General features: G+C 62.9%; 20 protein-coding genes and 2 tRNA genes. 13 read left to right on the top strand and 9 right to left on the bottom strand.

All coding sequences use genetic code 11. The features are described from left to right. The first annotated feature begins 90 nt into the window (after window positions 1-90). Window positions 91-2,412, top strand: a complete 2,322-nt coding sequence (locus ACVOLS_RS10550) for a beta-glucosidase (protein ID WP_481545569.1) — start codon at window positions 91-93, stop codon at window positions 2,410-2,412. Window positions 2,413-3,090: 678 nt separating this feature from the next. Next, complete coding sequence (locus tag ACVOLS_RS10545) at window positions 3,091-5,424, top strand: beta-glucosidase (RefSeq protein ID WP_481545568.1); 2,334 nt, start codon at window positions 3,091-3,093, stop codon at window positions 5,422-5,424. A gap of 65 nt (window positions 5,425-5,489) precedes the next feature. On the opposite strand, the gene ACVOLS_RS10540 is transcribed toward ACVOLS_RS10545, so the two are convergent. From ACVOLS_RS10540 to cysS, 3 genes are all read right to left on the bottom strand, one after another. Beyond that, the gene (locus tag ACVOLS_RS10540; RefSeq protein WP_481545567.1) at window positions 5,490-6,725 is read right to left on the bottom strand and encodes an MFS transporter; all 1,236 of its coding nucleotides are present in this window, start codon (window positions 6,723-6,725) and stop codon (window positions 5,490-5,492) included. Then, the gene (locus tag ACVOLS_RS10535) at window positions 6,722-7,159 is read right to left on the bottom strand and encodes a SufE family protein (RefSeq protein ID WP_481545566.1); all 438 of its coding nucleotides are present in this window, start codon (window positions 7,157-7,159) and stop codon (window positions 6,722-6,724) included. Before ACVOLS_RS10535 ends, ACVOLS_RS10540 begins: the two co-directional genes overlap by 4 nt. A gap of 197 nt (window positions 7,160-7,356) precedes the next feature. Continuing rightward, on the bottom strand, window positions 7,357-8,724 hold the full coding sequence (gene cysS / locus ACVOLS_RS10530; RefSeq protein WP_481545565.1) for a cysteine--tRNA ligase: 1,368 nt from the start codon (window positions 8,722-8,724) through the stop codon (window positions 7,357-7,359). Between the two features lie 164 nt (window positions 8,725-8,888). Between cysS and ACVOLS_RS10525 the strand changes: the two genes are divergently transcribed. From ACVOLS_RS10525 to ACVOLS_RS10475, 11 genes are all read left to right on the top strand, one after another. Further along, window positions 8,889-9,446, top strand: coding sequence for a hypothetical protein (locus ACVOLS_RS10525; RefSeq protein ID WP_481545564.1), 558 nt, complete (start codon window positions 8,889-8,891; stop codon window positions 9,444-9,446). A 302-nt stretch (window positions 9,447-9,748) separates the two neighbouring features. Further along, window positions 9,749-10,759 carry an N-acetylornithine carbamoyltransferase gene (locus ACVOLS_RS10520; protein ID WP_481545563.1) on the top strand — a complete coding sequence of 337 codons (1,011 nt, stop codon included), beginning with the start codon at window positions 9,749-9,751 and terminating at the stop codon, window positions 10,757-10,759. 147 nt (window positions 10,760-10,906) lie between these two features. Further along, entirely contained in the window at window positions 10,907-12,097 is a 1,191-nt protein-coding gene (locus ACVOLS_RS10515; RefSeq protein ID WP_282269815.1) for an argininosuccinate synthase, read from the top strand. A gap of 206 nt (window positions 12,098-12,303) precedes the next feature. After that, a complete protein-coding gene (locus tag ACVOLS_RS10510; protein ID WP_481545562.1) occupies window positions 12,304-13,401 on the top strand; it encodes an acetylornithine deacetylase in 1,098 nt (365 codons plus the stop codon). Window positions 13,402-13,473: 72 nt separating this feature from the next. After that, complete coding sequence (locus ACVOLS_RS10505; protein ID WP_481545561.1) at window positions 13,474-14,802, top strand: acetylglutamate kinase; 1,329 nt, start codon at window positions 13,474-13,476, stop codon at window positions 14,800-14,802. Window positions 14,803-14,804: 2 nt separating this feature from the next. Continuing rightward, a complete protein-coding gene (locus tag ACVOLS_RS10500) occupies window positions 14,805-15,413 on the top strand; it encodes a GNAT family N-acetyltransferase (RefSeq protein WP_481545560.1) in 609 nt (202 codons plus the stop codon). After that, window positions 15,410-16,363, top strand: a complete 954-nt coding sequence (gene argC, locus ACVOLS_RS10495) for an N-acetyl-gamma-glutamyl-phosphate reductase (protein ID WP_481545559.1) — start codon at window positions 15,410-15,412, stop codon at window positions 16,361-16,363. Before ACVOLS_RS10500 ends, argC begins: the two co-directional genes overlap by 4 nt. Before the next feature lie 81 nt (window positions 16,364-16,444). Further along, window positions 16,445-17,743 (top strand): argininosuccinate lyase, encoded by a 1,299-nt coding sequence (gene argH / locus ACVOLS_RS10490; RefSeq protein WP_481545558.1) that lies wholly within the window; start codon window positions 16,445-16,447, stop codon window positions 17,741-17,743. 404 nt (window positions 17,744-18,147) lie between these two features. Beyond that, window positions 18,148-18,405: a YciI family protein gene (locus tag ACVOLS_RS10485; RefSeq protein WP_481545557.1), complete on the top strand. Its 258-nt coding sequence runs from the start codon at window positions 18,148-18,150 to the stop codon at window positions 18,403-18,405. 3 nt (window positions 18,406-18,408) lie between these two features. Then, window positions 18,409-19,557 (top strand): glutamate 5-kinase, encoded by a 1,149-nt coding sequence (gene proB, locus ACVOLS_RS10480; RefSeq protein WP_481545556.1) that lies wholly within the window; start codon window positions 18,409-18,411, stop codon window positions 19,555-19,557. Window positions 19,558-19,587: 30 nt separating this feature from the next. Next, window positions 19,588-20,844, top strand: coding sequence for a glutamate-5-semialdehyde dehydrogenase (locus ACVOLS_RS10475; RefSeq protein WP_481545555.1), 1,257 nt, complete (start codon window positions 19,588-19,590; stop codon window positions 20,842-20,844). A gap of 210 nt (window positions 20,845-21,054) precedes the next feature. Here the strand turns inward: ACVOLS_RS10475 and ACVOLS_RS10470 are convergent, their stop codons facing one another. From ACVOLS_RS10470 to ACVOLS_RS10445, 6 genes are all read right to left on the bottom strand, one after another. Further along, complete coding sequence (locus ACVOLS_RS10470; protein WP_481545554.1) at window positions 21,055-22,266, bottom strand: CynX/NimT family MFS transporter; 1,212 nt, start codon at window positions 22,264-22,266, stop codon at window positions 21,055-21,057. Window positions 22,267-22,346: 80 nt separating this feature from the next. Beyond that, window positions 22,347-22,423, bottom strand: a tRNA-Pro gene (locus ACVOLS_RS10465). A gap of 162 nt (window positions 22,424-22,585) precedes the next feature. Beyond that, window positions 22,586-22,662, bottom strand: a tRNA-Pro gene (locus ACVOLS_RS10460). A 60-nt stretch (window positions 22,663-22,722) separates the two neighbouring features. Next, entirely contained in the window at window positions 22,723-22,833 is a 111-nt protein-coding gene (gene cydX, locus ACVOLS_RS10455) for a cytochrome bd-I oxidase subunit CydX (protein WP_282269734.1), read from the bottom strand. A gap of 30 nt (window positions 22,834-22,863) precedes the next feature. Beyond that, window positions 22,864-24,015, bottom strand: a complete 1,152-nt coding sequence (gene cydB, locus ACVOLS_RS10450) for a cytochrome d ubiquinol oxidase subunit II (RefSeq protein ID WP_481545553.1) — start codon at window positions 24,013-24,015, stop codon at window positions 22,864-22,866. Window positions 24,016-24,030: 15 nt separating this feature from the next. Then, entirely contained in the window at window positions 24,031-25,617 is a 1,587-nt protein-coding gene (locus ACVOLS_RS10445) for a cytochrome ubiquinol oxidase subunit I (RefSeq protein WP_481545552.1), read from the bottom strand. Between the last annotated feature and the right edge of the window lie 18 nt (window positions 25,618-25,635).

The raw sequence follows: 25,635 nt of genomic DNA, 5'->3' as shown, positions 1-25,635 counted from the left end.
GACGATCAAGCGCTGCCTGGATGCGGGCGCTTCACTTCCCTAGATGCAGCGCCCAGTGCGGTTGCGCGGGCGCAAACCGGAGTATGCGAGATGGCAAAGATGCAGAAAGCGATGGCTCCCGCACCGCTGTTGATCAGCATGGCAGCGACCATACTGGTGATGAATCCGGCCCAGGCCAAGGAACTTCCGCAGTTGGGCAAAGCGCCGCTTGCACAGGTGGTGGCGGCGATGACCTTGCAGGAAAAGGTTGAACTGGTCACCGGCCAGGGCATGAATTTCCCCGGACTACCGGATGACATGCAGGCGCCGGTGGTGGGTGCCATTGAGGACAAGGTCGCGGGTGCAGCGGGTGCAACCGTGGCTGTGCCAAGGCTGGGCATTCCGTCATTGGTATTGGCCGATGGTCCGGCCGGCGTGCGTATCGCACCGACCCGCAAGGACGCGCCCGGCAAAAGTTTCTACGCCACGGCGTTTCCGATCGGCAGTGCCCTGGCCAGTTCCTGGGACACGGCATTGGTGCGCCAGGTGGGCACAGCCATTGCCGACGAGGCCGCGGCCTACGGTATCGATGTGATGTTGACGCCGGCGCAGAACATCCATCGCTACCCATTGGGTGGGCGCAACTTCGAGTATTACTCCGAAGACCCGGTAGTCAGCGGTGAGACCGCAGCGGCGTTGGTGCAAGGCTTGCAGGAGCGCGGCGTGGGTGCATCGGTAAAGCACTTCGCGGTCAACAACCATGAGTGGAATCGCAATACCATCAATGCAAAGGTAGATGAGCGAACGTTGCGCGAGATCTACCTGAAAGGTTTCGAGATCTCGATGCGCAAGGGCCAGCCGTGGACGGTGATGTCCAGCTACAACAAGCTCAATGGCACCTATACCTCGGAAAGTCCCTGGTTGCTGAGGGATGTGCTGCGCGCGCAATGGGGTTACCAGGGAGTGGTGATGACGGATTGGTTTGGTGGGCAGGATGCGGTTGCACAGATGCGCGCTGGCAACGAATTGTTGATGCCGGGCACCGGCAAGCAGCGCAAGGCGATTCTTGCGGCGGTGGGTGATGGCACGCTGGACGAGGCGGTGCTGGATCGCAACGTCACCAAGGTGCTGGAGCTGGTGTTGCGCAGCCGCGCATACAAGCGGCTCCCGCATTCGGATCACCCCAACCTGCAGGCAAGTGCGGAAATCTCGCGCAGCGCTGCCACCCAAGGCATGGTGCTGCTGAAGAATGAAGCTGCGACCTTGCCATTGCCCGCTGCGGCGCGGCTGGCTTTGCTGGGCCATGGCAGCTATGAGGTGATTGCTGGTGGAACTGGCAGCGGCGACGTGAACAAGGCCTATGTGATCAGCCTGCCGCGCGGCTTGGAGAATGCAGGTTTCAGCAATGCAGATGGTTTGGAGCAGACGTATTCGCGTTACATCAGCGAAGAGGTGGCCAAGCCGCCCAAAACCGAGTGGTACCTGAGCAAGCCGCGCATTGCCGAACGTGTGGTGGCTGATGCAGAACTGCAGCAGCTTGCGCGGCAGCAGGATGTGGCGGTGGTCACCATTGGTCGCGGCTCGGGGGAGTTCGTCGATCGCAAGGTCGAGGGAGACTTCGCCTTGACGGATGCCGAACACGCATTGCTTGAACGCACCGCCACTGCTTTCCATGCCCAGGGCAAGAAGCTGGTGGTGGTGCTCAACATCGGCGGCGTGATTGAGACTGCCAGTTGGAGCCGGTTTGCCGATGCCATCCTGCTGGTATGGCAGCCAGGTCAGGAGGCGGGCAATGCCGTGGCCGATGTACTGTCCGGCGCGGCGAATCCTTCCGGCAAATTGGTCGATACGTTTGCCGTGCACTTGAGCGACTACCCCGCAAGCAACGGCTTCCCCGGCAAGGAGTTGCTTGGCCCGGATCCGAATGCGAAGTCGTTCTTCGGCCAGGTTGCCCGTGCTGCGGAGGTGGAATACGGCGACGGCATCTGGGTGGGCTATCGCCACTTTGATACGCACAAGGTGGAGGTCGCCTATCCATTTGGCTTCGGTCTGTCCTACACCACTTTCGGTTACAGCGATCTGCAGGTTGATGCCAGCCAGCCGGGTCTGGTGCGTGCCAGCGTCAAGATCACCAATACCGGCAGGGTTGCCGGGCGCGAAGCGGCACAGGTCTACGTGAGTGCACCGCAGGGCGCATTGGAGAAGCCGGCGCAGGAGCTACGTGCGTTCGCCAAGACCGGCGAGCTGCAACCCGGGCAATCGCAGGTGCTGCAGTTCGAGATCGACGGCAAGGACCTGGCGTCGTTTGATACAGAAAGGGGCCGATGGGTAGCCGATGCAGGCACTTACAGCCTGCGTGTAGGTGCGTCATCACGCGATATACGCGCACAGCAGACGTTCGAGAAGCCGCAGGAAGCCGAGTACGTACCTTGATGCTGCGCGCTGTTTGAGGTGTGAGCACCGGGGCAGGTGCAATGCCTGTCCCGGTTTTGATCTGCGTGAGGACCCCGTAGATGGTCTTGCCTGCATCGTTGCGGGCCTTTCAAGCGTTGATGTCGGTCAGGGGGGGCGTCGCGCGAGCACCGAGACAGGCAAGCCAGGCCCACCACGCACCGCTTTGGCGATTGTCCGGGAACGCAAACCCCTTCATATGGCGTTGACGCTGGTAACGCCGGTGCGCCTGAGGTAAGCGCCCGTGCCTGCGTCTGAAAGTATGGGTGTACGAGGTGGCAGGCAGGCGCTTGCTTGCCAGCATGGTTCTCAATCAGGGGGCTCGGAATGGAACAGTGCTGTGAAAACAGTTGGTGCGCCATGCGCGACAGCTACTGGCGCATTGCCTGGAACCAGGCGTGCAAGCCAGTGGCCACCGCCATGCGTGGCGACGCGATGCATCGATAGGGCTGGTTGACGCTTTCGTTCTGACAGGAGATCGCGGCCGTCGGCGAGACGGCTGCGATTCCTGCTGCAGCAACGCAGGCGCTCGTTGGCAGCTCCAACGGCAGGTTCCTGCGGTTTTACCGAGGTAGCAATAGCGCGTTGCCGGGAGGGAGCGCGTCACTTTCATGACTATATCGCCCTGCTTTACAGCAGGCCGCAACGTGGAGTTTCCGCATGGCAACAACGAAAAAAAGAAAGCTGGACCCAGCACCGACCTTGCTCGGTCTGGCAGTCAGCCTGTCCCTGGTGGGGCATGTGCAAGCCAAGGAGCTGCCCCAACTTGGACGGGCCCCCTTGGCGCAGGTGGTAGCCGCACTGACCTTGGAGGAGAAAGTTGAGCTGCTCACTGGCCAAGGCATGGTGATGCCTGGATTGCCTGATACCTGGCAGCCGCCGGCGGTAGGCTCGATCGAGGACAAGGTGCCCGGCGCGGCCGGCGCTACCGTGGCGGTACCGCGGCTGGGCATTCCGTCGGTGGTAATGGCTGATGGACCCGCCGGTGTACGCATAGCACCTACGCGCAAGGATGCACCGGGCAAAACGTTCTACGCCACCGCCTTTCCGATTGGTACCGCGCTGGCCAGCACTTGGGACATGCCACTGATACGTGAAGTTGGCTCAGCCATTGCCGATGAAGCAGCGGCATACGATATCGACGTGATGCTTACTCCCGCGTTGAATATTCACCGCTATCCGTTGGGTGGGCGCAATTTCGAGTACTACTCGGAGGATCCGTTGGTAAGCGGCGAAGCCGCCGCAGCGCTGGTGCAAGGCCTGCAGGATCGTGGCGTTGGAGCATCGGTGAAGCACTTTGCCGTCAACAACCAGGAGTGTAATCGCAATGCTCTGAACGTCAAGGTGGACGAGCGCGCATTGCGCGAGATCTATCTCAAGGGCTTCGAGATCTCCGCACGCAAGGCGCAGCCGTGGACTGTGATGTCCAGCTACAACAAGATCAATGGCAGTTTCGCCTCGGAGAACGGATGGCTGTTGACCGATGTGCTCCGCGACCAGTGGGGCTACCAAGGTCTGGTGATGACCGATTGGTTTGGCGGGCGCGATGCTGTGGCGCAGATGCGTGCAGGCAACGAGTTGTTGATGCCCGGCACCGGATATCAGCGCAAGTCGCTGGTCAAGGCGGTCGCTGAGGGCAAGTTGGACATGGACGTGCTTGATCGCAATGTCGCGCGGGTGCTGGAGCTTGTGTTGCGCAGCCGCGCGTTCAAGCAAGCTCCACACTCCGATGCTCCTGATCTGCGCGCCAATGCAGCGGTCTCGCGGCGAGCAGCTACGCAGGGCATGGTATTGCTCAAGAACGAGATGGCAACGTTGCCGCTTGCCACATCACAACGACTGGCCCTGCTTGGAGAGGCCAGCTACCAGATCATCGCCGGCGGCACCGGTAGCGGCGATGTGAACAAGGGTTATTCCATCAGCTTGGACAGAGGCTTCGAGAACGCTGGTTTCAGCAACGATGCTGCGCTTGGTGAACGCTACGTCCGTCATGTCGCGGAGGAGTTGGCCAAACTGCCGGAGACACCTTGGTATGTGCCAAAAGGGCGGATCCCGCAGCTTGCAGTGGATGTTGCCGAGCTGGAGCGATTGGCGCTGCAGCGCGATGTAGCCGTGGTAACCATCGGCCGCACTTCCGGAGAGGCAACGGACCGCAAGTTGGACGATGACTTCATGCTTACCGCGGTCGAACGCACTTTGCTGGAGAATACCTCGCGCGTGTTCCGCGCCAAGGGCAAGAAGGTGGTGGTGGTGCTGAACATCGGCGGCGTGATCGAGACGGCCAGCTGGAGTAGTTTGGCTGATGCGATCCTGCTGGCGTGGCAGCCGGGACAGGAAGGTGGCAACGCCGTCGCTGATGTGCTGACGGGTAGGGTCAATCCCTCAGGCAAGCTTACGGATACGTTCGCTCTCGCTCTGACCGATTATCCTGCTGCAGCGTCCTTCCCGGGCAAGGTTCTGTTGGGCCCGGACCCAACGGTCAAAACGGGGATCGAGATATTCGACGCAATGCCGCGCGAAGCCGAGGTGGAGTATCGGGATGGCATCTGGGTCGGGTATCGACACTTCGATACGCGCAAGGCTGCAGTGGCGTATCCATTCGGGTTTGGCCTGTCCTACACCAGTTTCGGTTATAGCGATCTGGCGGTGAACCTCGGCGCTGATGGTCAGCTCCGTGCCAGCGTCAAGGTCACCAATACCGGCAAGGTTGCGGGGCGCGAAGTGGCACAGGTTTACGTGAGTGCACCGCAAGGTGCCTTGGAAAAGCCTGCACATGAGCTGCGTGCGTTCGGCAAGACCGGCGAGCTGCAAGCCGGGCAATCGCAGGTACTGCAGTTTGCGATCGCGGGGAAGGACCTGGCATCGTTCGATGCGGGTCGGGGCCGTTGGGTAGCCGATGCGGGCACCTACAGCCTGCGTGTGGGTGCTTCGTCGCGTGATATCCGCGCGCAGGAGACGTTCGAGAAACCGCAAGCCAGCGATTACGCGCCGTGATGGATATAGTCGTTTGAGATGCACAGGCCGGGGCAAGTGTGTTGCTTGCCCCGGCTTTGATCTGGCTAGAGATCCTGCAGGTTGTCCAGCTTGCGCAGCTGCGGCGCTTTCCATGCGGTGACCGCGGCCACGCCTAGTACAGCACAACCGCCGATCACCACGGCCGTCACCAGGCCCAGCAGGCGCGCCATGCTGCCGCCGTAGAACGCACCCAGTTCGTTGGACGAACTGATGAAGATGCCGTTGATCGACGACACCCGGCCACGCATTTCATCCGGTGTCACCAGCTGCATGATGGTCGAGCGCACCACCACCGACACGCCGTCGCAGGCGCCGTAGAACACAAGGATCGCCGCCGACAGCCAGAAGCTCCTGGACAGGCCGAAGGCGATCACGCACAGCCCGAAGCCGGCCACCGCAAACAGCAACACGCGCCCGGCATTGCGCCGCAATGGGTGCCTGGCCAGCCACAGGCCGACCGCGATCGAGCCCAGTGCTGGTGCTGCGCGCAGGATGCCCAGGCCCTCCGGTCCGTAATGCAGGATGTCCTGGATGAAGGCCGGCAGCATCGCCACCACGCCGCCCAGCAGCACCGAGAACATGTCCAGCGCCATTGCGCCAAGCATGATCTGGTTGGACAGCACGAAGCGTGCGCCCTCAGCAATGCTGGCGAAGATTGGTGCGCGGGTCTGCGGCGGTGCGGGTTCGCTGACCTTGAGCGAGGCCAGTGCGACCAGTGCCAGCACTGCCATCGTCGCCGCCACGCCATAGGACAGGCCCTTGCCGCCAACGGCGACCAGTACGCCGCCCAGCGCGGGGCCGATCACCATGCCCATCTGGAACACCACGGTGCCGAAACCGGCACCACGCGCGAACTGCTCACGCTTGAGCACGCGGGCGAACAAGGCGTTGTAGACCGGCGACAGGAAGGCGCGAACCATGCCGGTCAGTGCCACCGCCAGATAGATCGGCCAGACGCCTTTGACCGGTAGCCAGCCGGTGGCGACCGCAACCAGCATCAAGGCGGTGGCGATCAGTCCCAGGCAAGCGGTCATGCCGAGCTTGCGGCGTGGCAGGTGATCCACCAGGTAGCCGGCAAACGGTGCCACGCAGAAGTAGGGCAGCACCTCGGCCAGGCCGATCAGACCCAGTGAGAACGGATTGCGGGTGACTTCGTAGATATGCCAGCCGACAGTGACCGCGACGATCTGGTAGGACAGCATGCCAGCGATGCGGTACAGCAGCAGCTGGACGTAGCCGGGCTGGCGCAACAACTCGGAGATGGAGCCGGTGTTGTTCACTGCTTGGCTTGGGCGGTATCGCGGATGAAGGCCAGCATCGCGGCAAGGCCGTTGCTGCGGGTCGGCGACAGGTGCTTGGCCAGGCCAATGGCGGACACATAGTCCGGACCGGTGGCGAGGATCTCAGCGGCCGAGCGGCCCGAGTACACGCGTAGCGCCAGATAGATCAGGCCCGAGACAATCGCCGAGTCGCTGATCGCATGGAACACCAGCTTGTCGGCGTCGCCTTCGGGCACGATCCAGACCATGGACTGGCAGCCGAGCAGGCGGTGTTCTTCGGTCTTCCATTCCTCCGGGAAGGTGGGCAGCTTGCGGCCGAGGTCGATCAGGTACTGGTAGCGCTCGGACCAGTCACCGAAAAAGGAAAACTCCTCGGCGATGGCGGCCTGTGCTTCGGCGGAGGTGGGTTCGAGCGGGAAGGGGGAGTTGATCATCGTTGGTCCTGTGCTTGGCCGGTCGCCTTGGTGGCGAGGGGCTTGGAGTGGGCTGGGGCGCTGTTGCCCTCACCCCAACCCCTCTCCCGGTGGGAGAGGGGCTCAGTGCGCCGCGAGCGGGCGCTATATGTGCAATTGCAGCTTTCGCTTAAGACCCTCTCCCGTTCACGGGAGAGGGGTTGGGGTGAGGGCAAGCCTTATCCGCGCTTCCAGCGCACACCCTGCGGCGTGTCTTCCAGCACGATGTTCTCCGCAGCCAACTGGTCGCGGATGGCATCGGCACGGGCGAAATCGCGCGCCTGCTTGGCGGCAATGCGCTCGTCGATCAGCGCCTGGATGCGCGCATCGTCACCGGCTTCAGCGCCACGACCGAACCATTCGGCCGGCGCCTGCTGCAGCAGGCCAAGCGCCAGGCCTGCGCCCAGCAGCTCGCGCTTCAGGCGCGTCCTGTCCTCGACAGACTCCGCCTTGCGCGCTTCGCTGGCAATGCGTGCAACTTCAGCCAGCGCCAGCGGGGTGTTGAGGTCATCGTCCAGTGCCGCTTCGACACCGGTCGGGATAACACCCTCAGCGCTGACATCAACCAGGTCACGCAAGGTGCCGTACAACCGGTCCAGGGTGCGCACCGACTGCTCGATCAGCGCGTCGGACCACTCCAGCGGCTGCCGGTAATGCGCCGACAGCAGCGCATAGCGCAGCGCTTCCGGCGGGTGCTGGCGAACCAGGTCGTGCACGCGCTCGATGTTGCCGATCGACTTGCTCATCTTGGTGCCGCCGAAGTTGAGCATGCCGTTGTGCAGCCAGAAGCGGGCGAAGGTCTGGCCGCCGTGGGCGCACACGCTCTGTGCGATCTCGTTCTCGTGGTGCGGGAACTGCAGGTCGACGCCGCCGGCGTGGATGTCGATGGTCGGGCCCAGATGCGCCGCGGCCATCGCCGAGCACTCGATATGCCAGCCGGGGCGGCCACGGCCCCAGGGCGATTCCCAGCCCGGCAGGTCGTCGCTGGAGGGCTTCCACAGCACGAAGTCGCCAGCATCACGCTTGTAAGGTGCCACCTCGACGCGGGCGCCGGCCAGCATTTCTTCCGGGTCGCGGCGCGAGAGCTTGCCGTAGTCGGCGAAGCTGCTGACCGAGAACAGTACATGGCCCTCGGCGGCGTAAGCGTGTTCGGTGCTGATCAGCTGCTCGATCATGGCGATGATCTGCGTCATATGCGCGGTGGCTTCCGGCTCGATCTCCGGCGGGGCCACGCCGAGAGCGGCCATGTCTTCACGGTAGGCGGCGGCAAAACGGTCGGTGATGGCCGAGATCGGCACCCCCTGGTCCTTGGCCGCGGCGTTGATCTTGTCGTCAACGTCGGTGATGTTGCGCGCGTAGCGCAGTTTTCCGTAACGGCGACGCAGCAGGTCGGCCAGCACCCCGAATACCACCGGGCCGCGCGCATTGCCGATATGTACATAGTTGTAGACCGTGGGGCCGCACACATACATGGTGGGGGCGGCGGGGTCGAGCGGAGCAAACGGCTCCAGCTGCCGCGTCAGGTTGTTGTGCAGGCGCAGGGTCATGGCAATCCGGGGGTAAACGAACCCGCCAATTCTAGCGGTCCGGGCCGGGTCGGGCATCCCCGGGCTGGGCAATACGCGTACGGATGGGTAATGTTCAGGCCCGGGGCAGCTGTGCTGCCTACACTAGTACCCGTCACCCGCGCCCTGTTCCTGCCGATATCTTGATGAAACCTGCTCCATTGCTGTCGACGATCTGCCTGTTGGCTGGTGCCGCCGTGCCCGCGCTTGCGCAGGAACCGGAGCAGCGCAATCGGGTGGTGATCATGGAAAACGTGCGCTATGACTATGCGCAGGTGCTCAATGTCGAGCCGGTATTCCAGACCCTGCGCGCAAGTCGTACCGAGGAGCACTGCGAGCCGGTGTCGACCCGGACGCTGGCGCCGGTGCAGGTGAAGGGCGAGGAAGACAAGGGCGGTTTCCGGCGCTTCTGGGACTCGGTGCGTGGCATTTTCAGCCAGCACGAAGGGCAGGCCCAGGAAGAAGAGATGGCGCTCGCCCCCCAGGGGTCAGGTGGTTCTCCCGCGCTGCTGACTCCGGAATGCAAGATCGTCGAGGTCGGGCGTGAGTTCCGCCGGCCTATCGCCTATGACGTGGATTACGTCTACAAGGGCATCAAATTCCGTTCGCGGCTGCCGGAAGACCCCGGTAACCGGCTCAAGCTGCGGGTGTCCATCACCCCGGATATCGGCCAGGCACCGCCTGCCGCAAACAGCGTTCCGTGATGTTGCACCGCGCCACTTGCGCCGGCCTGACCTGCGTGCGAGTATGCGCGACGATGAAAGCAACCAGCTTCCAGCACGAAACCAGCACCGCCCGGATGGCCACCGGCATGACCTCGCGTGCCCGCCGACCGGAATCCCACATATTCGCTGGGTGACCGGAGCTTCGTGCTGTCCGTTCTGAAAACCCAGCCCAGGCTGGGTTTTTTCGTTTCTGGTTCGGCAAAAGTTACAAACGCAATGAGCCGCGCGCATGCGCATCCGCCCACCGGCGACGGTGGTTTTCCGCAACAAAGGAAGGATCGATGTCTCTGAAGCACTTTTTGAACACCCAGGACTGGAGCCGCGCCGAGCTCGACGCGCTGCTCACCCAGGCGTCGTTGTTCAAGCAGAACAAGCTGGGTGATGACCTGAAGGGCAAGTCGATCGCCCTGGTGTTCTTCAACCCGTCCATGCGTACCCGCACCAGCTTCGAGCTGGGCGCGTTCCAACTGGGCGGCCACGCGGTGGTGCTGCAGCCGGGCAAGGATGCATGGCCGATCGAGTTCAATCTCGGTACGGTGATGGACGGTGATACCGAAGAACACATCGCCGAAGTGGCCAAGGTGCTGGGCCGTTACGTCGACCTGATCGGTGTGCGCGCCTTCCCGAAGTTCGTCGATTGGAGCAAGGACCGCGAAGACCAGGTGCTCAAGAGCTTCGCCAAGTATTCGCCGGTGCCGGTCATCAACATGGAGACCATCACCCATCCGTGCCAGGAGCTGGCGCACATCCTGGCGCTGCAGGAGCATTTCGGCACCAGCGACCTGCGCGGCAAGAAGTACGTGCTGACCTGGACCTACCATCCCAAGCCGCTGAACACCGCGGTGGCCAACTCGGCACTGACCATCGCCACCCGCATGGGCATGGACGTGACCCTGTTGTGCCCGACCCCGGATTACATCCTCGACGAGCGCTACATGGGCTGGGCCGAGCAGAACGTGGCCGAGAGCGGTGGTTCGCTGCAGGTCAGCCACGACATCCAGAGCGCCTACGCAGGCGCCGATGTTGTGTATGCCAAGAGCTGGGGCGCGCTGCCGTTCTTCGGCAACTGGGAGCCTGAAAAGCCGATCCGTGACCAGTACCAGCACTTCATCGTCGACGAAGCCAAGATGGCACTGACCAACAACGGCGTGTTCAGCCACTGCCTGCCGCTGCGCCGCAACGTCAAGGCCACCGACGGCGTGATGGATTCGCCGCAATGTATTGCAATCAACGAAGCCGAGAATCGCCTGCACGTGCAGAAGGCGATCATGGCGGCAGTGATCGGCAAGTAATGCTCGAAGCCCCTCTCCCGCATGCGGGAGAGGGGTTGGGGTGAGGGCAGCTCCTCGCTCCACGTGTCACCTCAACTTCATTACCCCCTCCCCAACCCCTCCCCCGGCGGGGAGGGGCTCAAGAACCACAGCAGAGATTCCTTCCCCATGAGCAAAGACATCGTCCTCGCCTTCTCCGGCGGCCTCGACACCAGCTTCTGCGTGCCTTACCTGCAGGAACGTGGTTACAACGTGCACACCGTGTTCGCCGACACCGGCGGCGTGGATGCCGACGAGCGTGATTTCATCGAAAAGCGTGCGGCCGAGCTGGGCGTTACCAGCCACGTCACCGTCGATGGCGGCCCGGCCATCTGGAATGGCTTCGTCAAGCCGTTCGTGTGGGCAGGCGAGGGCTACCAGGGCCAGTATCCGCTGCTGGTGTCCGACCGCTACCTGATCGTCGATGCCGCGCTCAAGCGCGCCGCCGAGCTGGGCACCAACATCATCGCCCACGGCTGCACCGGCATGGGCAACGACCAGGTGCGTTTCGACCTGGCGGTGAAGGCACTGGGCGACTACCAGATTGTCGCGCCGATCCGTGAAATCCAGAAGGAACACACCCAGACCCGTGCCTACGAGCAGAAGTACCTGGAAGCGCGTGGTTTCGGCGTGCGGGCCAAGCAGCAGGCCTACACCATCAACGAGAACCTGCTGGGCCTGACCATGTCCGGCGGCGAGATCGACAAGTGGGAAGCCCCGGGCGAGGGCGCACGTGGCTGGTGCGCACCGCGCAGCGCCTGGCCGATCGAGCCGCTGACCGTGACCCTGAAGTTCGTCGAAGGCGAAGCGGTTGCGCTGGACGGCAAGGAACTGCCGGGCGAGCAGATCCTTGCCAAGCTCAACAAGCTGTTCGCGCAGTATGGCGTTGGCCGTGGCGTTTACACCGGTGACACCGTGATCGGCCTGAAGGGCCGCATCGTGTTCGAAGCACCGGGCCTGGTCTCGCTGCTGGCCGCGCACCGCGCGCTGGAAGACACCGTGCTGACCAAGCAGCAGAACCGCTTCAAGCCGGAAGTCGCGCGCAAGTGGGTGGAGCTGGTGTACGAAGGCTTCTACCACGACCCACTCAAGACCGACATCGAAGCCTTCCTGAAGGCCTCGCAGGCCAAGGTGACCGGTGAAGTAGTGCTGGAAACCCGCGGTGGCCGCGTTGATGCGGTGGCAGTGCGTTCGGAGCACATCCTCAATGCCAAGGGCGCGACCTACGCGCAGTCGGCGGACTGGGGCGTGGAAGAAGCCGAAGGCTTCATCAAGCTGTTTGGCATGAGCTCCACGCTGTACGCGCAGGTAAACCGCTAAGCGCACGACGCTCGCCGCTTGAAGCCCCTCTCCCGTTTACGGGAGAGGGGTTGGGGTGAGGGGAGCTTTTGCTTCTGCTGTCGCTCTGCTTTCAAAGCAAACCCCGGCAAATCAAAAGCTCCCCCATCCGCCCTCCGGGCACCTTCTCCCGCACGCGGGAGAAGGGATGCTCCCCCGATCATTGCTGTGATGACCTGCCTGCCACCATGACCAAGCTGCTCCAATCCACCCTCGATCACCTGGAAAAGCTGGTGTCCTACGACACCCGCAACCCGCCGCGTGCCATCACCACCGGTGGCATCTTTGATTACCTGCGCGACAACCTGCCGGGCTTCAATGTCGAGGTGATCGATCACGGGGCCGGTGCGGTCAGCTTCTACGCGGTACGTGGCAAGCCGAAATACCTGTTCAACGTGCATCTGGATACCGTGCCGGATTCCCCGCACTGGTCGGCTGATCCGCACGTGATGCGCCGCCTCGATGACCGCGTTGTCGGCCTCGGCGTCTGCGACATCAAGGGCGCTGCCGCCGCACTGGTTGCAGCCGCCAACCTGACCGACGGCGATGCTGCCTTCCTGTTCTCCAGTGACGAAGAAGCCAATGATCCGCGTTGCATCGCCGCCTTCCTGGCGCGTGGCATCGCCTATGAAGCGGTGATCGTTGCCGAGCCGACCATGAGCGAAGCGGTACTCGCGCACCGTGGCATCAGCTCGGTGCTGATGAAGTTCCAGGGCCGCGCCGGCCATGCCTCAGGCAAGCAGGACCCGTCCGCCAGTGCCTTGCATCAGGCAATGCGCTGGGGCGGCAAGGCGCTTGAGCATGTCGAGTCGCTGGCGCATGCGCGCTTTGGTGGCCTGACCGGCCTGCGCTTCAACATCGGCCGCGTCGAAGGTGGCATCAAGGCCAATATGATCGCGCCCGAGGCCGAGCTGCGCTTTGGCTTCCGGCCGTTGCCGTCGATGGATATCGACGCGCTGCTCGGCACCTTTGCCGGCTTCGCCGAGCCGCAGGCCGCGCATTTCGAAGAAACCTTCCGTGGCCCCAGCCTGCCATCTGGTGATATCGCCCGCGCCGAGGAGCGTCGCCTGGCTGCGCGTGACATCGCTGACGAACTTGGCTTGCCAATCGGCAATGCGGTGGATTTCTGGACCGAGGCCTCGCTGTTCTCGGCCGGTGGTTACACAACCATGGTGTATGGCCCCGGCGATATCGCCCAGGCCCACACCGCCGATGAATTCGTCACGCTGGAGCAGTTGCAGCGCTACGCCGAGTCGGTGCTGCAGATCCTGCAACGCGGCGCCTGAGCCGCTCGTGGCCCGGCGGCTTGCCGCCGGCTCCTTTCCGCGACCTTCAAGGTCGCCATGTAGATACAAGCAATGTCCCCAGCCATGCAGCCGCACCGCCAGACCCGCCAGACCATCGTCCGCCTGCTTTCGAGCATGGCCAGTGCGAAGGAAATCAGCCAGTACCTCAAGCGCTTTTCGCAGCTTGATGCCAAGCGCTTTGCCGTGGTCAAGGTCGGTGGCGCAGTGCTGCGCGACGACCTGGAAGCGCTGACCTCGTCGCTGTCGTTCCTGCAGGAAGTGGGCCTGACCCCGATCGTGCTGCACGGTGCCGGCCCACAGCTGGATGCCGAGCTGTCGGCTGCCGGCATCGAGAAGAAGACCATTGATGGCCTGCGCGTGACCTCGCCGGAAGCGCTGGCGATCGTGCGCAAGGTGTTCCAGCAGTCCAACCTCAAGCTGGTCGAAGCACTGCAGCAGAACGGTGCGCGTGCTACCTCGATCACCGGTGGTGTGTTCGAGGCCGAATACCTGGACGTGGACACCTACGGTCTGGTCGGCGAAGTAAAGAAGGTCAATCTGGCGCCGATCGAAGCCAGTCTGCGCGCCGGTTCGATCCCGGTGATCACCAGCCTGGGCGAAACCCCGAGCGGGCAGATCCTCAACGTCAACGCCGACTTCGCTGCCAATGAGCTGGTGCAGGAGCTGCAGCCGTACAAGATCATCTTCCTGACCGGCACCGGCGGCCTGCTCGATGAAGAAGGCAAGCTGATCGACTCGATCAACCTGTCCACCGAATACGAGCAGCTGATGCAGCAGCCGTGGATCCATGGCGGCATGCGGGTCAAGATCGAGCAGATCAAGGACCTGCTCGATCGTTTGCCGGAAGAGTCCTCGGTGTCGATCACGCGCCCGGCCGATCTGGCCAAGGAACTGTTCACCCACAAGGGTTCCGGCACGCTGGTACGCCGTGGGGAAAAGGTGCTGAAGGCCACGTCGTGGGATCAGCTGGACACCGCGCGGTTGAAGTCACTGATCGAATCGAGTTTCGGCCGGACGCTGGTGCCTGACTACTTCGAGAAGACCAAGTTGCTGCGCGCCTATGTCAGTGAGAACTATCGCACTGCGGTGGTGCTGACCGATGAAGCCGAGGGCGTGTACCTGGACAAGTTCGCCGTGCTCGACGACGCCCAGGGCGAAGGCCTTGGCCGCGCGGTGTGGAACGTGATGCTGGAAGAAACCCCGCAGCTGTTCTGGCGCTCGCGCAACGGCAACCCGGTCAATCATTTCTATTACTCCGAGTCCGATGGCTGCTACAAGCTGGACTACTGGAAAGTGTTCTGGTTCGGCGCCGCCGACTTCGACAGCATCAAGGGCTACGTCGCGCATTGCGGTGAGCGCAAGCCGAGCCTGCAAGGGTGAGTATGGACCTTGCCACCGCCGGGCACTGGAGCCAGGTGCCGACCCTGAAGGGCCGGCATGTGACGCTGGAGCCACTGCAGCTTGAGCACGTGCCTGCGCTGCAGCGTGCCTTGGGCGAGGGCGAGTTGTCGCGCTGCTGGTACACCAATGTACCCACGCCGGAACGCGCTGGCCATTACATCGTCGCTGCGCTGGAAGCACAGGCGCAGGGCAGGGTGCTCGCGTTCGTGGTCAAGGATGCCAGTGGCGAGGTTGTTGGCAGCACCCGCTACTACGCGCTTGAAGCCGACGTGCCGCGTTTGAACATCGGCTACACCTGGTACCACCCGCGTGTACAACGCAGCGGGCTGAACACCGAGGCCAAGCTGCTGTTGCTGCGGCATGCGTTTGAAACCCTGGGTTGCATCAGCGTGGGCTTCGAGACCAGCTGGTTCAATCACGCCTCGCGCACCGCCATTGCCCGCCTTGGCGCAAAGCAGGATGGCGTATTGCGCAGCCACAAGCGTCACGCCGACGGATCGCGCCGCGATACCGTGGTGTTCTCCATCATCGATACGGAGTGGCCGGCGGTGAAAACCCACCTGCAATTCCTTCTGGATTCGCATTCATGACTGACAACAAATTCTCGGTAGGTATCGTTGGCGCGCGTGGTTATACCGGCGCCGAGTTGATCCGCCTGCTGTCCTCACACCCGCGCATCGCGCTGGCCTTCGTGTCCTCGCGTGAGCTGGCCGGGCAGCGCGTGGCTGACCACAATGATGCTTACAACGGCGAGCTGCGTTACGAAAGCCTGGACCCGGAGGCGGTCGCCGCCAAGGGCGTGGATGCAGTGGTGCTGGCACTGCCCAACGGCAAAGGCGAGCCCTTCGTGGCCGCACTGGATACAGCTGCACCAGATACCGTGATCGTTGATCTGTCGGCTGACTATCGTTTCGACAACAACTGGTATTACGGTCTGCCGGAGTTGACCCGAGCCCGTTATGCCGGGCAGAAGCGGATCAGCAACCCGGGCTGCTACGCCACCGCAATGCAGCTGGCGATCGCGCCGCTGCTGAGCCAGCTGGCTGGCCCGCCGACCTGCTTTGGTGTGTCTGGCTGGTCTGGCGCTGGCACCACACCGTCGGACAAGAACAACCCCGAGCTGCTGCGCGACAACCTGATGCCTTACGCGCTGACCAATCACGTGCATGAGCGCGAGGTGTCGACCCAGCTTGGCGTACCGGTGGAGTTCATGCCGCATGTCGCGCCGCATTTCCGCGGCATCACCATGACCGTCAATCTGTGGCTGCAGCAGCCGCGCAGTCGCGAAGAGATCGTCGCGTTGTACCAGCAGCGCTATGCCAACGAGCCACTGATCGACGTGGTCGATGATGCGCCGTGGGTCAGCCGTATTGCCGGCAAGCACGGTGTGCAGATTGGTGGCTTCACCATGGCGCCGGGCAACAAACGCGTGGTGGTGGTGGCGACCATCGACAACCTGCTCAAGGGTGCGGCTACGCAGGCACTGCAGAACCTCAACCGGGCGTTGGGGCTGGACGAGCTGATGGCGGTTCCTTATTGATTTTTGGTGGAGTGGCGGCTGAGAGGTTGCCAGCTTCGCGGCTTACGCCGCTCCTACAAAGCTGCACTTATAGAGATCGACATGACTAATTTGCTTTGGCAGAAACCCGGCGTTGCGGTTGATGCGAAGATCCAGACCTTCCTGGCCGGTGACGACGTCATCCTGGACCGTGAGTTCTTCCTGCACGACATCCAGGCCAGCACCGCACATGCCGAAGGCCTGCAGCATATCGGCATCCTCAGTGAGGATGAACAGGCTGCGCTGAAGCGTGAGCTGGCGATTCTGGCCGAGGATTTCCGCAGTGGCGCATTCGTGCTGGACGAGCAGTACGAAGATTGCCACTCGGCCATCGAAGCACGACTGACCGAGCGCCTGGGTGATGCTGGACGCAAGATCCACACCGGCCGCAGCCGCAACGACCAGATCCTGGTCGCTACCCGCCTGTGGTTGAAGGACAAGCTGGAGCGTGTGGCGCAGATCAGTACCGAGGTCGCCAAGGTTGCCTTGGACCGCGCGGCTGCCGAGCAGCTGCAGCCGTTGCCGGGCTATACCCACATCCAGCGCGCCGTGGTGTCCTCGGCGGGCATGTGGTGGGCCGGCTGGGCTGAAGCCTTCATCGACAACGCCATCCGTGCCCGTGACACGCGTGCGCTGATCGACACCAATCCGCTGGGTACGGCCGCCGGTTACGGCGTCAACCTGCCGCTGGATCGTGAGCACACCACGGCAGCGCTCGGATTCTCGCGGATGCAGATCAGCCCGATCTACGCGCAGCTCTCGCGCGGCAAGTTCGAACTGGCTGCGTTGGAGGCGCTGGGCGGTGCGACGCTGGACCTGCGTCGTATCGCGTGGGATCTGTCGCTGTTCACTACCGGTGAGTTCGCCTTCGTCGCATTGCCGGCGCAGTACACCACCGGCAGTTCAATCATGCCGAACAAGCGCAATCCGGACGTGATCGAGTTGATGCGCGCGACCCATGCCAGCATCGCCGCCGCGCGCACCGAGATCGAGCAGCTGCTGTCGCTGCCATCCGGTTACCAGCGCGACCTGCAGAACTCCAAGGGCGCGATCGTGCACGGTTTTGGCCGTGGTCTGGCAGCGCTGGAGTTGTTGCCGGCCTTGTTGTCGAATCTGGATTGGCGCGATGACAACATTCGCGCTGCGATTGATTCGGGTATGTATGCGACCGACGTTGCGGTGGAGGCTGCGGTGGCGGGCGTGCCGTTCCGGGACGCCTACAAGGCGGCAGCAGAGGCAGCGGATACGGCGGGGCAGGGGCGTACGCCTGAGGGCAGTTTGGCTGCGCGCGTGTCGCCTGGTGCTGCGGCGGATCTGCGACTGGAAGAGCTCAGTGCGCGTTGGAGCGCGTTGCGGGACTGATGATTTGATGCGGGCGCCGAAAGGCGCCCGTATTGGTTTAGGTTTGGCTTTGCTTTGGCTTTGCTTTGGCTTTGGTGTTGGCCGTTGCTGTTGCTGTTGCTGTTGCTGTCGCTGCTGCCGTGGCCGTAGCCGTAGCCGTAGCCGTGGCTCCGGCTCCGGCTCCGGCTGTCCCTTCTCCCGCTTGCGGGAGAAGGTGCCCGAAGGGCGGATGAGGGGGCTTTTGACTTTGGCTAGCTAGAAGCTTCCCCTCACCCCAACCCCTCTCCCGCAGGCGGGAGAGGGGCTTAAGCAACAGCCAAAGCAACAGCCAAATCCAAGACCACAGCCACAGCAAGTTCCAAGCGAAAGCAATCGCACCAACGTCCGCTTCGGCGTGGTGTCATACGCAGAAAAAGGAGAATTCAATGAAGCTCTACCTGGTACTGGCAATGCGCAAACCGTCATTCGACGATGCAGTGATTGCTCCACACATGGCTTTCCTCGACGCACTCGTTGCGAAAGATCAACTGCACCTGACAGGCGGTTTCAGCGACGGCACCGGCGGCGCTTATGTGCTGAAGAACATCGAAACACTCGAAGCTGCCAAAGCGATTGTCGCCACCGACCCCCTGGCCATCCAGGACAGCTCTGAGCTGACCATCCACGAGTGGAATACGCGCTGACCCATGATCCAGACTTCGTTCTCGCCGTTCACCGAGCAAGCACTGCCGCAGTGGCGCCGCGCCGTCCTCAAGGTAGGCAGCAGCTTGCTGGCCGCCGACGGTGGTGGGCTGACTCCGCGCTTCGCGCTCGGTCTGGCGCAGTTTGTTTCGGCCAATGTGCTGGCTGGTCGCGAAGTAGTGATTGTCTCTTCCGGCGCAGTCGCCGCCGGGCGTGCCATCGTACCCAAGGCTGCAGAGGCGGGGGCGGCAATGGCAGCGCGGCAAGCACTGGCCGCGTTGGGCCAGGCGCAGCTGATCGGGCTGTGGCAGCGTTTCTTCGAACGCCCAGTGGCGCAGGTGCTGCTCACCCACGACGACCTGCGCAATCGCCGCCGTTACCTCAACGCGCGCGCAACGCTCAACGAACTGCTGGCGCTCGGTGCGCTGCCGGTCATCAACGAGAACGACACCGTGTCGGTGGATGAGCTCAAGCTGGGGGACAACGACAATCTTGCCGCCATCGTCGCGGCTTTGGTCGATGCCGACGCGTTGTTCATCGCCACCGACATCGATGGCCTGTACACCGCTGATCCGCGCAGTAATCCCGGTGCGCAACCGATCAACGAAGTTACTGAGCTGACCGCGGAAATATTGGCGATGGCCGGTGGCAGCGGTAGCGCAGTTGGCACTGGCGGCATGCACACCAAGCTGCAGGCCGCCGCCAAGGCTGGCGCCGCTGGCATCGATACCTTCCTGTTCAATGGCCGCAGTGGCGATGTAGTGCGTGGGCTGGCGCAGGGGAGGCTGCACGGTACCCGCCTGCACGCCGGGCAGTCACGTATCGCTGCGCGCAAGTATTGGCTGAAGCATGCGCCGCTTGAGCCGGGCGCGATCCTGATCGATGCCGGCGCGGCGCGCGCATTGCGCGACAAGGGCGCCTCGTTGCTGCCCGGTGGCGTGGTGGGCGCGGAAGGCGAGTTCCGTCGTGGCGACATGGTGGAAGTGCGGTTGTTCGATCCGCAGGGGCAACAGCGCGTGGCTCGTGGCGTCAGTCAGTATTCCGCCCTCGATATCCGCCGTATCAGCCAGCACCACACCAGCGAGATTGAATCCATCCTTGGCTACAACTACGGCGACAACGTGGTCCATCGTGACGACCTGGTGTTGCTGTGAGTTTTCCCTTGATCATCGGCAGGACAGAACATGAGTGATATCCGCACCCTTGCATTGCAATGCCGCGATGCCGCGCAGCAGCTGGGCCTGCTTTCCAGTTCCGCCCGCAGCGCGCTGTTGAAATCGATGGCCGCTGCGTTGGAAACCGATGCTGGCAGCATTCTTGCGGCGAACGCACGCGATCTGCAGGCCGCACGCGAGAAGGGCGTTGGTTCGGCAATGCTGGATCGTTTAGCGTTGAATCCAGAGCGCCTGCTCGGTGTCGCCGATGCGCTACGCGAAGTCGCCGCCTTGCCGGATCCGGTGGGCGAAGTTACCCGCGACTACGACCGGCCCAATGGCATACGCGTGCAGAAGGTGCGGGTGCCACTGGGCGTGATCGCGATGATCTACGAGGCGCGGCCGAACGTGACTGCCGATGCCGCAGCGCTGTGCATCAAGGCCGGCAATGGCGTGATCCTGCGCGGTGGCTCCGAGGCCATCCATTCCAACACGGCGATTGCTGCCAGTCTCAAGCGCGCATTGCGCCAGGCAAATTTGCCGGATGCGGCACTCACGCTGGTTGAAGACCTGCGCCGCGAGACCATGCTGGAGCTGCTGCAGCTCAACGACATCATCGATCTGGCGATTCCGCGTGGCGGCGAAGGCCTGATCCGCTTCGTTGCCGAGCATGCGCGCGTACCGGTGATCAAACACTACAAGGGCGTCTGCCATCTGTTTGTCGATGACAGCGCCGATCTGCAGCTGGCTGTGGACTTGCTGGTCGACGGCAAGGCTTCGCGCCCTTCAGCCTGCAATTCGCTGGAGACGCTGCTGGTACATGAGGCGATCGCGGCGCAGTTCCTGCCGCTGGCGGCCACAGCGCTGCGCGAGCGGGGCGTTGAGCTGCGTGGTGATGCAGCGACCCAGGCCTTGCTTGCGGACGTCGTGCCGGCAACGGGAGAGGACTACGCCGCTGAATACCTGGATCTGATTCTCGCGATCCGGGTCGTGCCGGGCATGGCTGCGGCCATCGCCCATATCCAGACCTTCACCTCCGATCACACCGAAGTCATCGCCACCGGAAATCCAGTGCATGGCGAAGCCTTCGTGCGTGCATTGCGTTCGGCAGTGGTGATGGTCAATGCCTCTTCACGCTTCTCCGATGGCGGCGAGCTGGGCCTGGGTGCGGAGATCGGCATTTCCACCACGCGCCTGCATTCCTATGGACCGATGGGTCTGGAAGCGTTGACTGTGGAGCGCTTCGTGGTGCGCGGTGAGGGCCAGGTAAGGCATCCGCTGAAGTAGTTGTGGCAAGCAAGCGCTGTGGCCCGGGTAGGTCGCGAAGCGCCCGTAGCTTGGGTGTGCACAAAGCTCCAGGACTTCGAATGCCGTCAGCCTCGCGGCTTACGCCGCTCCCACAACACGCGGTAATCCGCCGGTGCCGGGCTACGTTGCTTGCGCGAATACGAAGAAGCCGCCGATTCACATCGGCGGCTTTTCTGCATCAATCGCGGCTTACTTCCAGTGATCTTCCAGCTGCTGCGGTTTGCAGGCAAACCACGCGCCGGTCAGCAATACGCCTGAGCAGCAGGCGAGGAAGGCAAACGACCATGCCCAGCCGTCGGTCATGCCATGCAGCCAGCCGAACAGCAGCGGGCCCAGGCTGGCCAGGCTGTAGCCCACGCCCTGCATGAAGCCGGATAGCGCCGCAGAACCCGCCTGGCTGCGGGTGCGAAGATTGATCAGGGTCAGGCCGAGCGGGAAGGTTGACGGGCCAAGACCGGCGATGACCGCCCATAGCAGCGGTGCGCTCATCGGTGCCCACAACAGGCCAGCGAAGGCAATCATGTTCAACACGAACACCATCACCGCAATCGGGAAGGGGTTGCGCATGCGCACCGCCAATGCTGGCACCAGCAGCGAGGGCAGCAGGCCGATGGCCGAGTACACCGCAACCATCACGCCGCCGAAGGATTCGCTGGCACCGGCTTCCACCATCACCTTCGGCAACCAGGTGAACAGGGAATAGGTGCCCAGCGAGGTCATGCCGAACATCAGCGCCATGCCCCAACCCAGTTGCGTTTTCCAGACGCGACCGGCGGCATGTTCGGTGCTGGTGGTGGTTGTTTCCGCACGCGGTGCATTGCGTGCCAGCAGGATCCACGGCAACAACGCAGCTACCGACAACAGCGACCACATGCCCAGCGAGATGCGCCAGTCGAACTGATCGGCCACCGGTACCGCCAGCAATGCAGGCACCATCGTGCCGGCCTGCAACACGGAGATGTAAATGGTGCTCAGCGTGCCCACGCGGTCGGCGAAGTAGCGCTTCACCAGTGGCGGCACCACCACATTGCCCATGCCCATGCCGGCCAGCGCGACTGCCGAACCGAGCAGCAACATGCCGACATCGTTGGCGAAGGCGCGCAGCAGCAGGCCGATGGTAGCCAGCACCATGGTCAGCACGGCGGTGCGTTCCAGGCCGATGGCGCGGGTGATGCGTGGCGTGGCGAGGCCGAACACGGCAAAGGCGGCGGTCGGCATCATGCCGAGCACGCCGGTCATGGTGCTGCCGAAATCGAACACGTGGCCCAGCCGGTCCAGCAACGGGGTCAGCGAGGTGACGGCGCTGCGAAGGTTGGCGGCGACTAGGACGATGGCGGCAAACGCCAGCAGGCGGCCCTTGAGCAGGGGGGGCCGGATGAGGGACTGGGCGGGCGTGGACATTGCTTACTCCGACGCGGTGGGTGGCGGCGTTTGAAACCCACCAAAAACAAAAGCCGACCAGAGGCCGGCTTTTGTCAAATTGGTCGGGGAGACAGGATTCGAACCTGCGACCTCTACGTCCCGAACGTAGCGCTCTACCAGACTGAGCTACACCCCGAAGGAGCCGCCTATGATAGCGGTGAACCTCGTACCCTGCAAGTTCTTTTGTTCAGCCAGCGCTGCCTGCAAGGCGTGGTGCGTTGGCTGCCGGTAACTGTGTACCGCCGAATAAAAAGCCTGGACAACGTTGCCGTTATTCCAGGCTTTTGTTCCGACCCTTTGGTCGGGGAGACAGGATTCGAACCTGCGACCTCTACGTCCCGAACGTAGCGCTCTACCAGACTGAGCTACACCCCGCGAAGGGAGCCGGAAAGATACGCTCAGTCCGGCGTTTTGGCAATACCTTCACGCAGTTTTTCAGCGCTTTGCATCGATCTTGTTTGCTTCGCGCGCTTCAAACCACATGCCGTTGAGGATAGCGACCGTCGCAGCGAGGCCTGCACCCAGAATCCAAGCGAAATACCACATGAGTTGTCTCCTTGATGTTGTCGTTGCGAATCAGTAGGCGTTCGGGTTTTCACCCATCTCTTCCAGCGTGGTCTTGCCCTTCATCACGCGGTACACCCAGGTGGTGTAGGCAATGATGATCGGCAGGAAGATCACGGTGGCCAGCAGCATCACCCACAGCGTCAGGTGGCTGGAGGAGCCGTCCCACACCGTCAGGCTGGAGCCCGGCTGGGTGGAGGAGGGCAGCAGGAACGGGAAGATCGCAAAGCCAACGGTGAGGATGATGCCGGCGATGGAAGCGCCCGAGGCGAGGAAGGCGAGGCCACCACGACGCTTGCGCAGCAGGACCGCACTGGCCAGTGCCCCAAGCAGACCCACCACCGGCGCCAGGATCGTGGCCGGCATGGTGCTGTAATTGTGCAGCCAGCCGCCAGCGGCGGAGAACTCGGCGGTCTTCAGCAGCGGATTGCTGGCACCGTCGGTCACCACTTGCGAGGTGATCTGGTAACCCGGCAGGCCGAAGGCAACCCAGGCACCGGCAAGGGCGAACAGCACGAACGAGGCAATGGCGGCGATGCTGCCGATCTTTGCCGAACGCTCAGCGACCGGGCCGCTGGTCTTGAGCACCAGCATGGCGGCACCGTGCGATACCAGCATCGCCACGCTGACCAGACCAGCCAGCAGCGCAAACGGGGTCAACAGGCCGAGCAGGTTGCCGGTGTAGAACACGCGCTGGGTGTCGTCGAAGTGGTACGGCACACCCAGCAGTACGTTGCCAACCGCCACGCCCATGATCAGCGCCGGGATGAAGCCGCCGACAAACAGCGCCTTGTCCCAGTTGTTGCGCCAGCGTTGGGTCGGCATCTTGCTGCGGTACTTGAAACCGACCGGGCGCAGGATCAGTGCGAACAGGATCAGGAACATCGCCAGGTAGAAGCCGGAGAAGCTCACCGCATACAGCGGTGGCCAGGCGGCGAAGATCGCGCCGCCACCGAGCACCAGCCACACCTGGTTGCCTTCCCATACCGGGCCGATGGTGTTGATCACCAAACGGCGCTCTTCATCGGTCTTGGCCACGAACGGCAGCAGGGTGCCAACGCCAAGGTCGAAGCCGTCCATTACCGCGAAGCCGATCAGCAGGATGCCCAGCAGCAACCACCAGATCACGCGTAGCGTCGTGTAGTCCAGAAGAATGAATTCCATGAGTGTTCTCCTGCCTTATGCCTGGCCGTTGCCAGAGGTATTGGCGTGGTTGGTTGCGACGGCCGACTGCTGCAGCGAAGGCAGGATCTCGTCGGGGCCCTTGCGGATGGCCTTGAGCATCAGCTTGACTTCGATCACCAGCAGCACCGTGTACAGCGCGGTGAAGCCGACCAGCGTTGCCAGGATTTCGTAGACGGCCAGACCGGAAGCTGCATAGAAGGTCGGCAGCACGCCATCAACGGCCCACGGCTGACGGCCGTACTCGGCGATGAACCAGCCGCATTCGATGGCGATCCACGGTGCCGGCAGCGACCACAGGGCAACCCGCAGGAAGGTGCGCTTGTGCTCGAAGTTGTTGCGGCAGGAGTAATAGAAGGCCAGGGCGAAGAAGCCGATCATGTAGATGCCGAGGCCGACCATGATGCGGAAAGTCCAGAACAGCGGGCCTACCGTCGGCACCGTATCCAGCGCAGCCTGTGCGATCTCCTCCGGCGTGGCGTTCTCGATGTCGTCGCGGTAACGCTTCAGCAGCAGGCCGTGACCCAGATCCTGCCAATGGCGGTCGAAGACCTCGCGGGCTTCCACGTCGTTCTTGTCGGCGCGGATGCGCTCAAGCGCGGCGTAGGCAATCTGGCCGCCCTTGACGCGACCTTCGGCCTGCTTGACCAGGTCCAGGATGCCCGGGATCTCTTCATCCAGCGAACGGGTGGCGATCAGGCCCATCACATATGGAATCTGGACTTCGAAGTCGTTGCGCTGTTCCTGCTGGTTCGGGATGCCGAATGCAGTGAACGGTGCCGGTGCCGGGTGGGTGTGCCACATGCCTTCGATGGCGGCCAGCTTCATCTTCTGGTTTTCTGCCGTGGCGTAACCGGATTCATCACCCAGCACAGCGACGGAGATGGACGCCAGCAGGCCGAATGCCGAGGCCACAGCGAACGAGCGGCGGGCAATGTCACGGTGCTTGCCACGCAGCATGAAGAAGGCCGAGATCGACATCACGAACATCGCACCTGCCACATAACCGGCGGAGACGGTGTGGACGAACTTGGCCTGGGCAACCGGGTTCAGCAGCACGGCGGCGAAATCCACCACTTCCATGCGCATCGTTTCCGGGTTGAACACCGCACCTACCGGGTACTGCATCCAGCCGTTGGCGATCAGGATCCACAGTGCCGACAGGTTGGTGCCCAGCGCCATCAGCCAGGTCACGGTCAAGTGCTGCACCTTGGACAGGCGGCCCCAGCCGAAGAAGAACAGACCGATGAAGGTCGCTTCCAGGAAGAACGCCATCAGGCCTTCAATGGCCAGCGGTGCGCCGAAGATGTCACCCACATAGTGGCTGTAATAGGACCAGTTCATGCCGAACTGGAACTCCATCACGATGCCGGTACCCACACCCATGGCGAAGTTGATGCCGAACAGCACGCCCCAGAACAGGGTCATGCGGCGCCAGACATCCTTGCCGGTCATCACATAGACGCTCTCCATGATCGCGATCATGAAAGAGAGCCCCAGCGTGAGCGGGACGAAAATGAAGTGGTACATCGCGGTCAGCGCGAACTGTAGACGTGACAGTTCTACGACTGTTGAGTCGATCATGGCCTGGCTACCTCGTGG

Source organism: Stenotrophomonas sp. STEN038 (genome assembly GCF_056759895.1).
The sequence above is the reverse complement of the archived record's forward strand: the minus strand, read 5'-3'. Positions and strand labels throughout refer to the sequence as shown.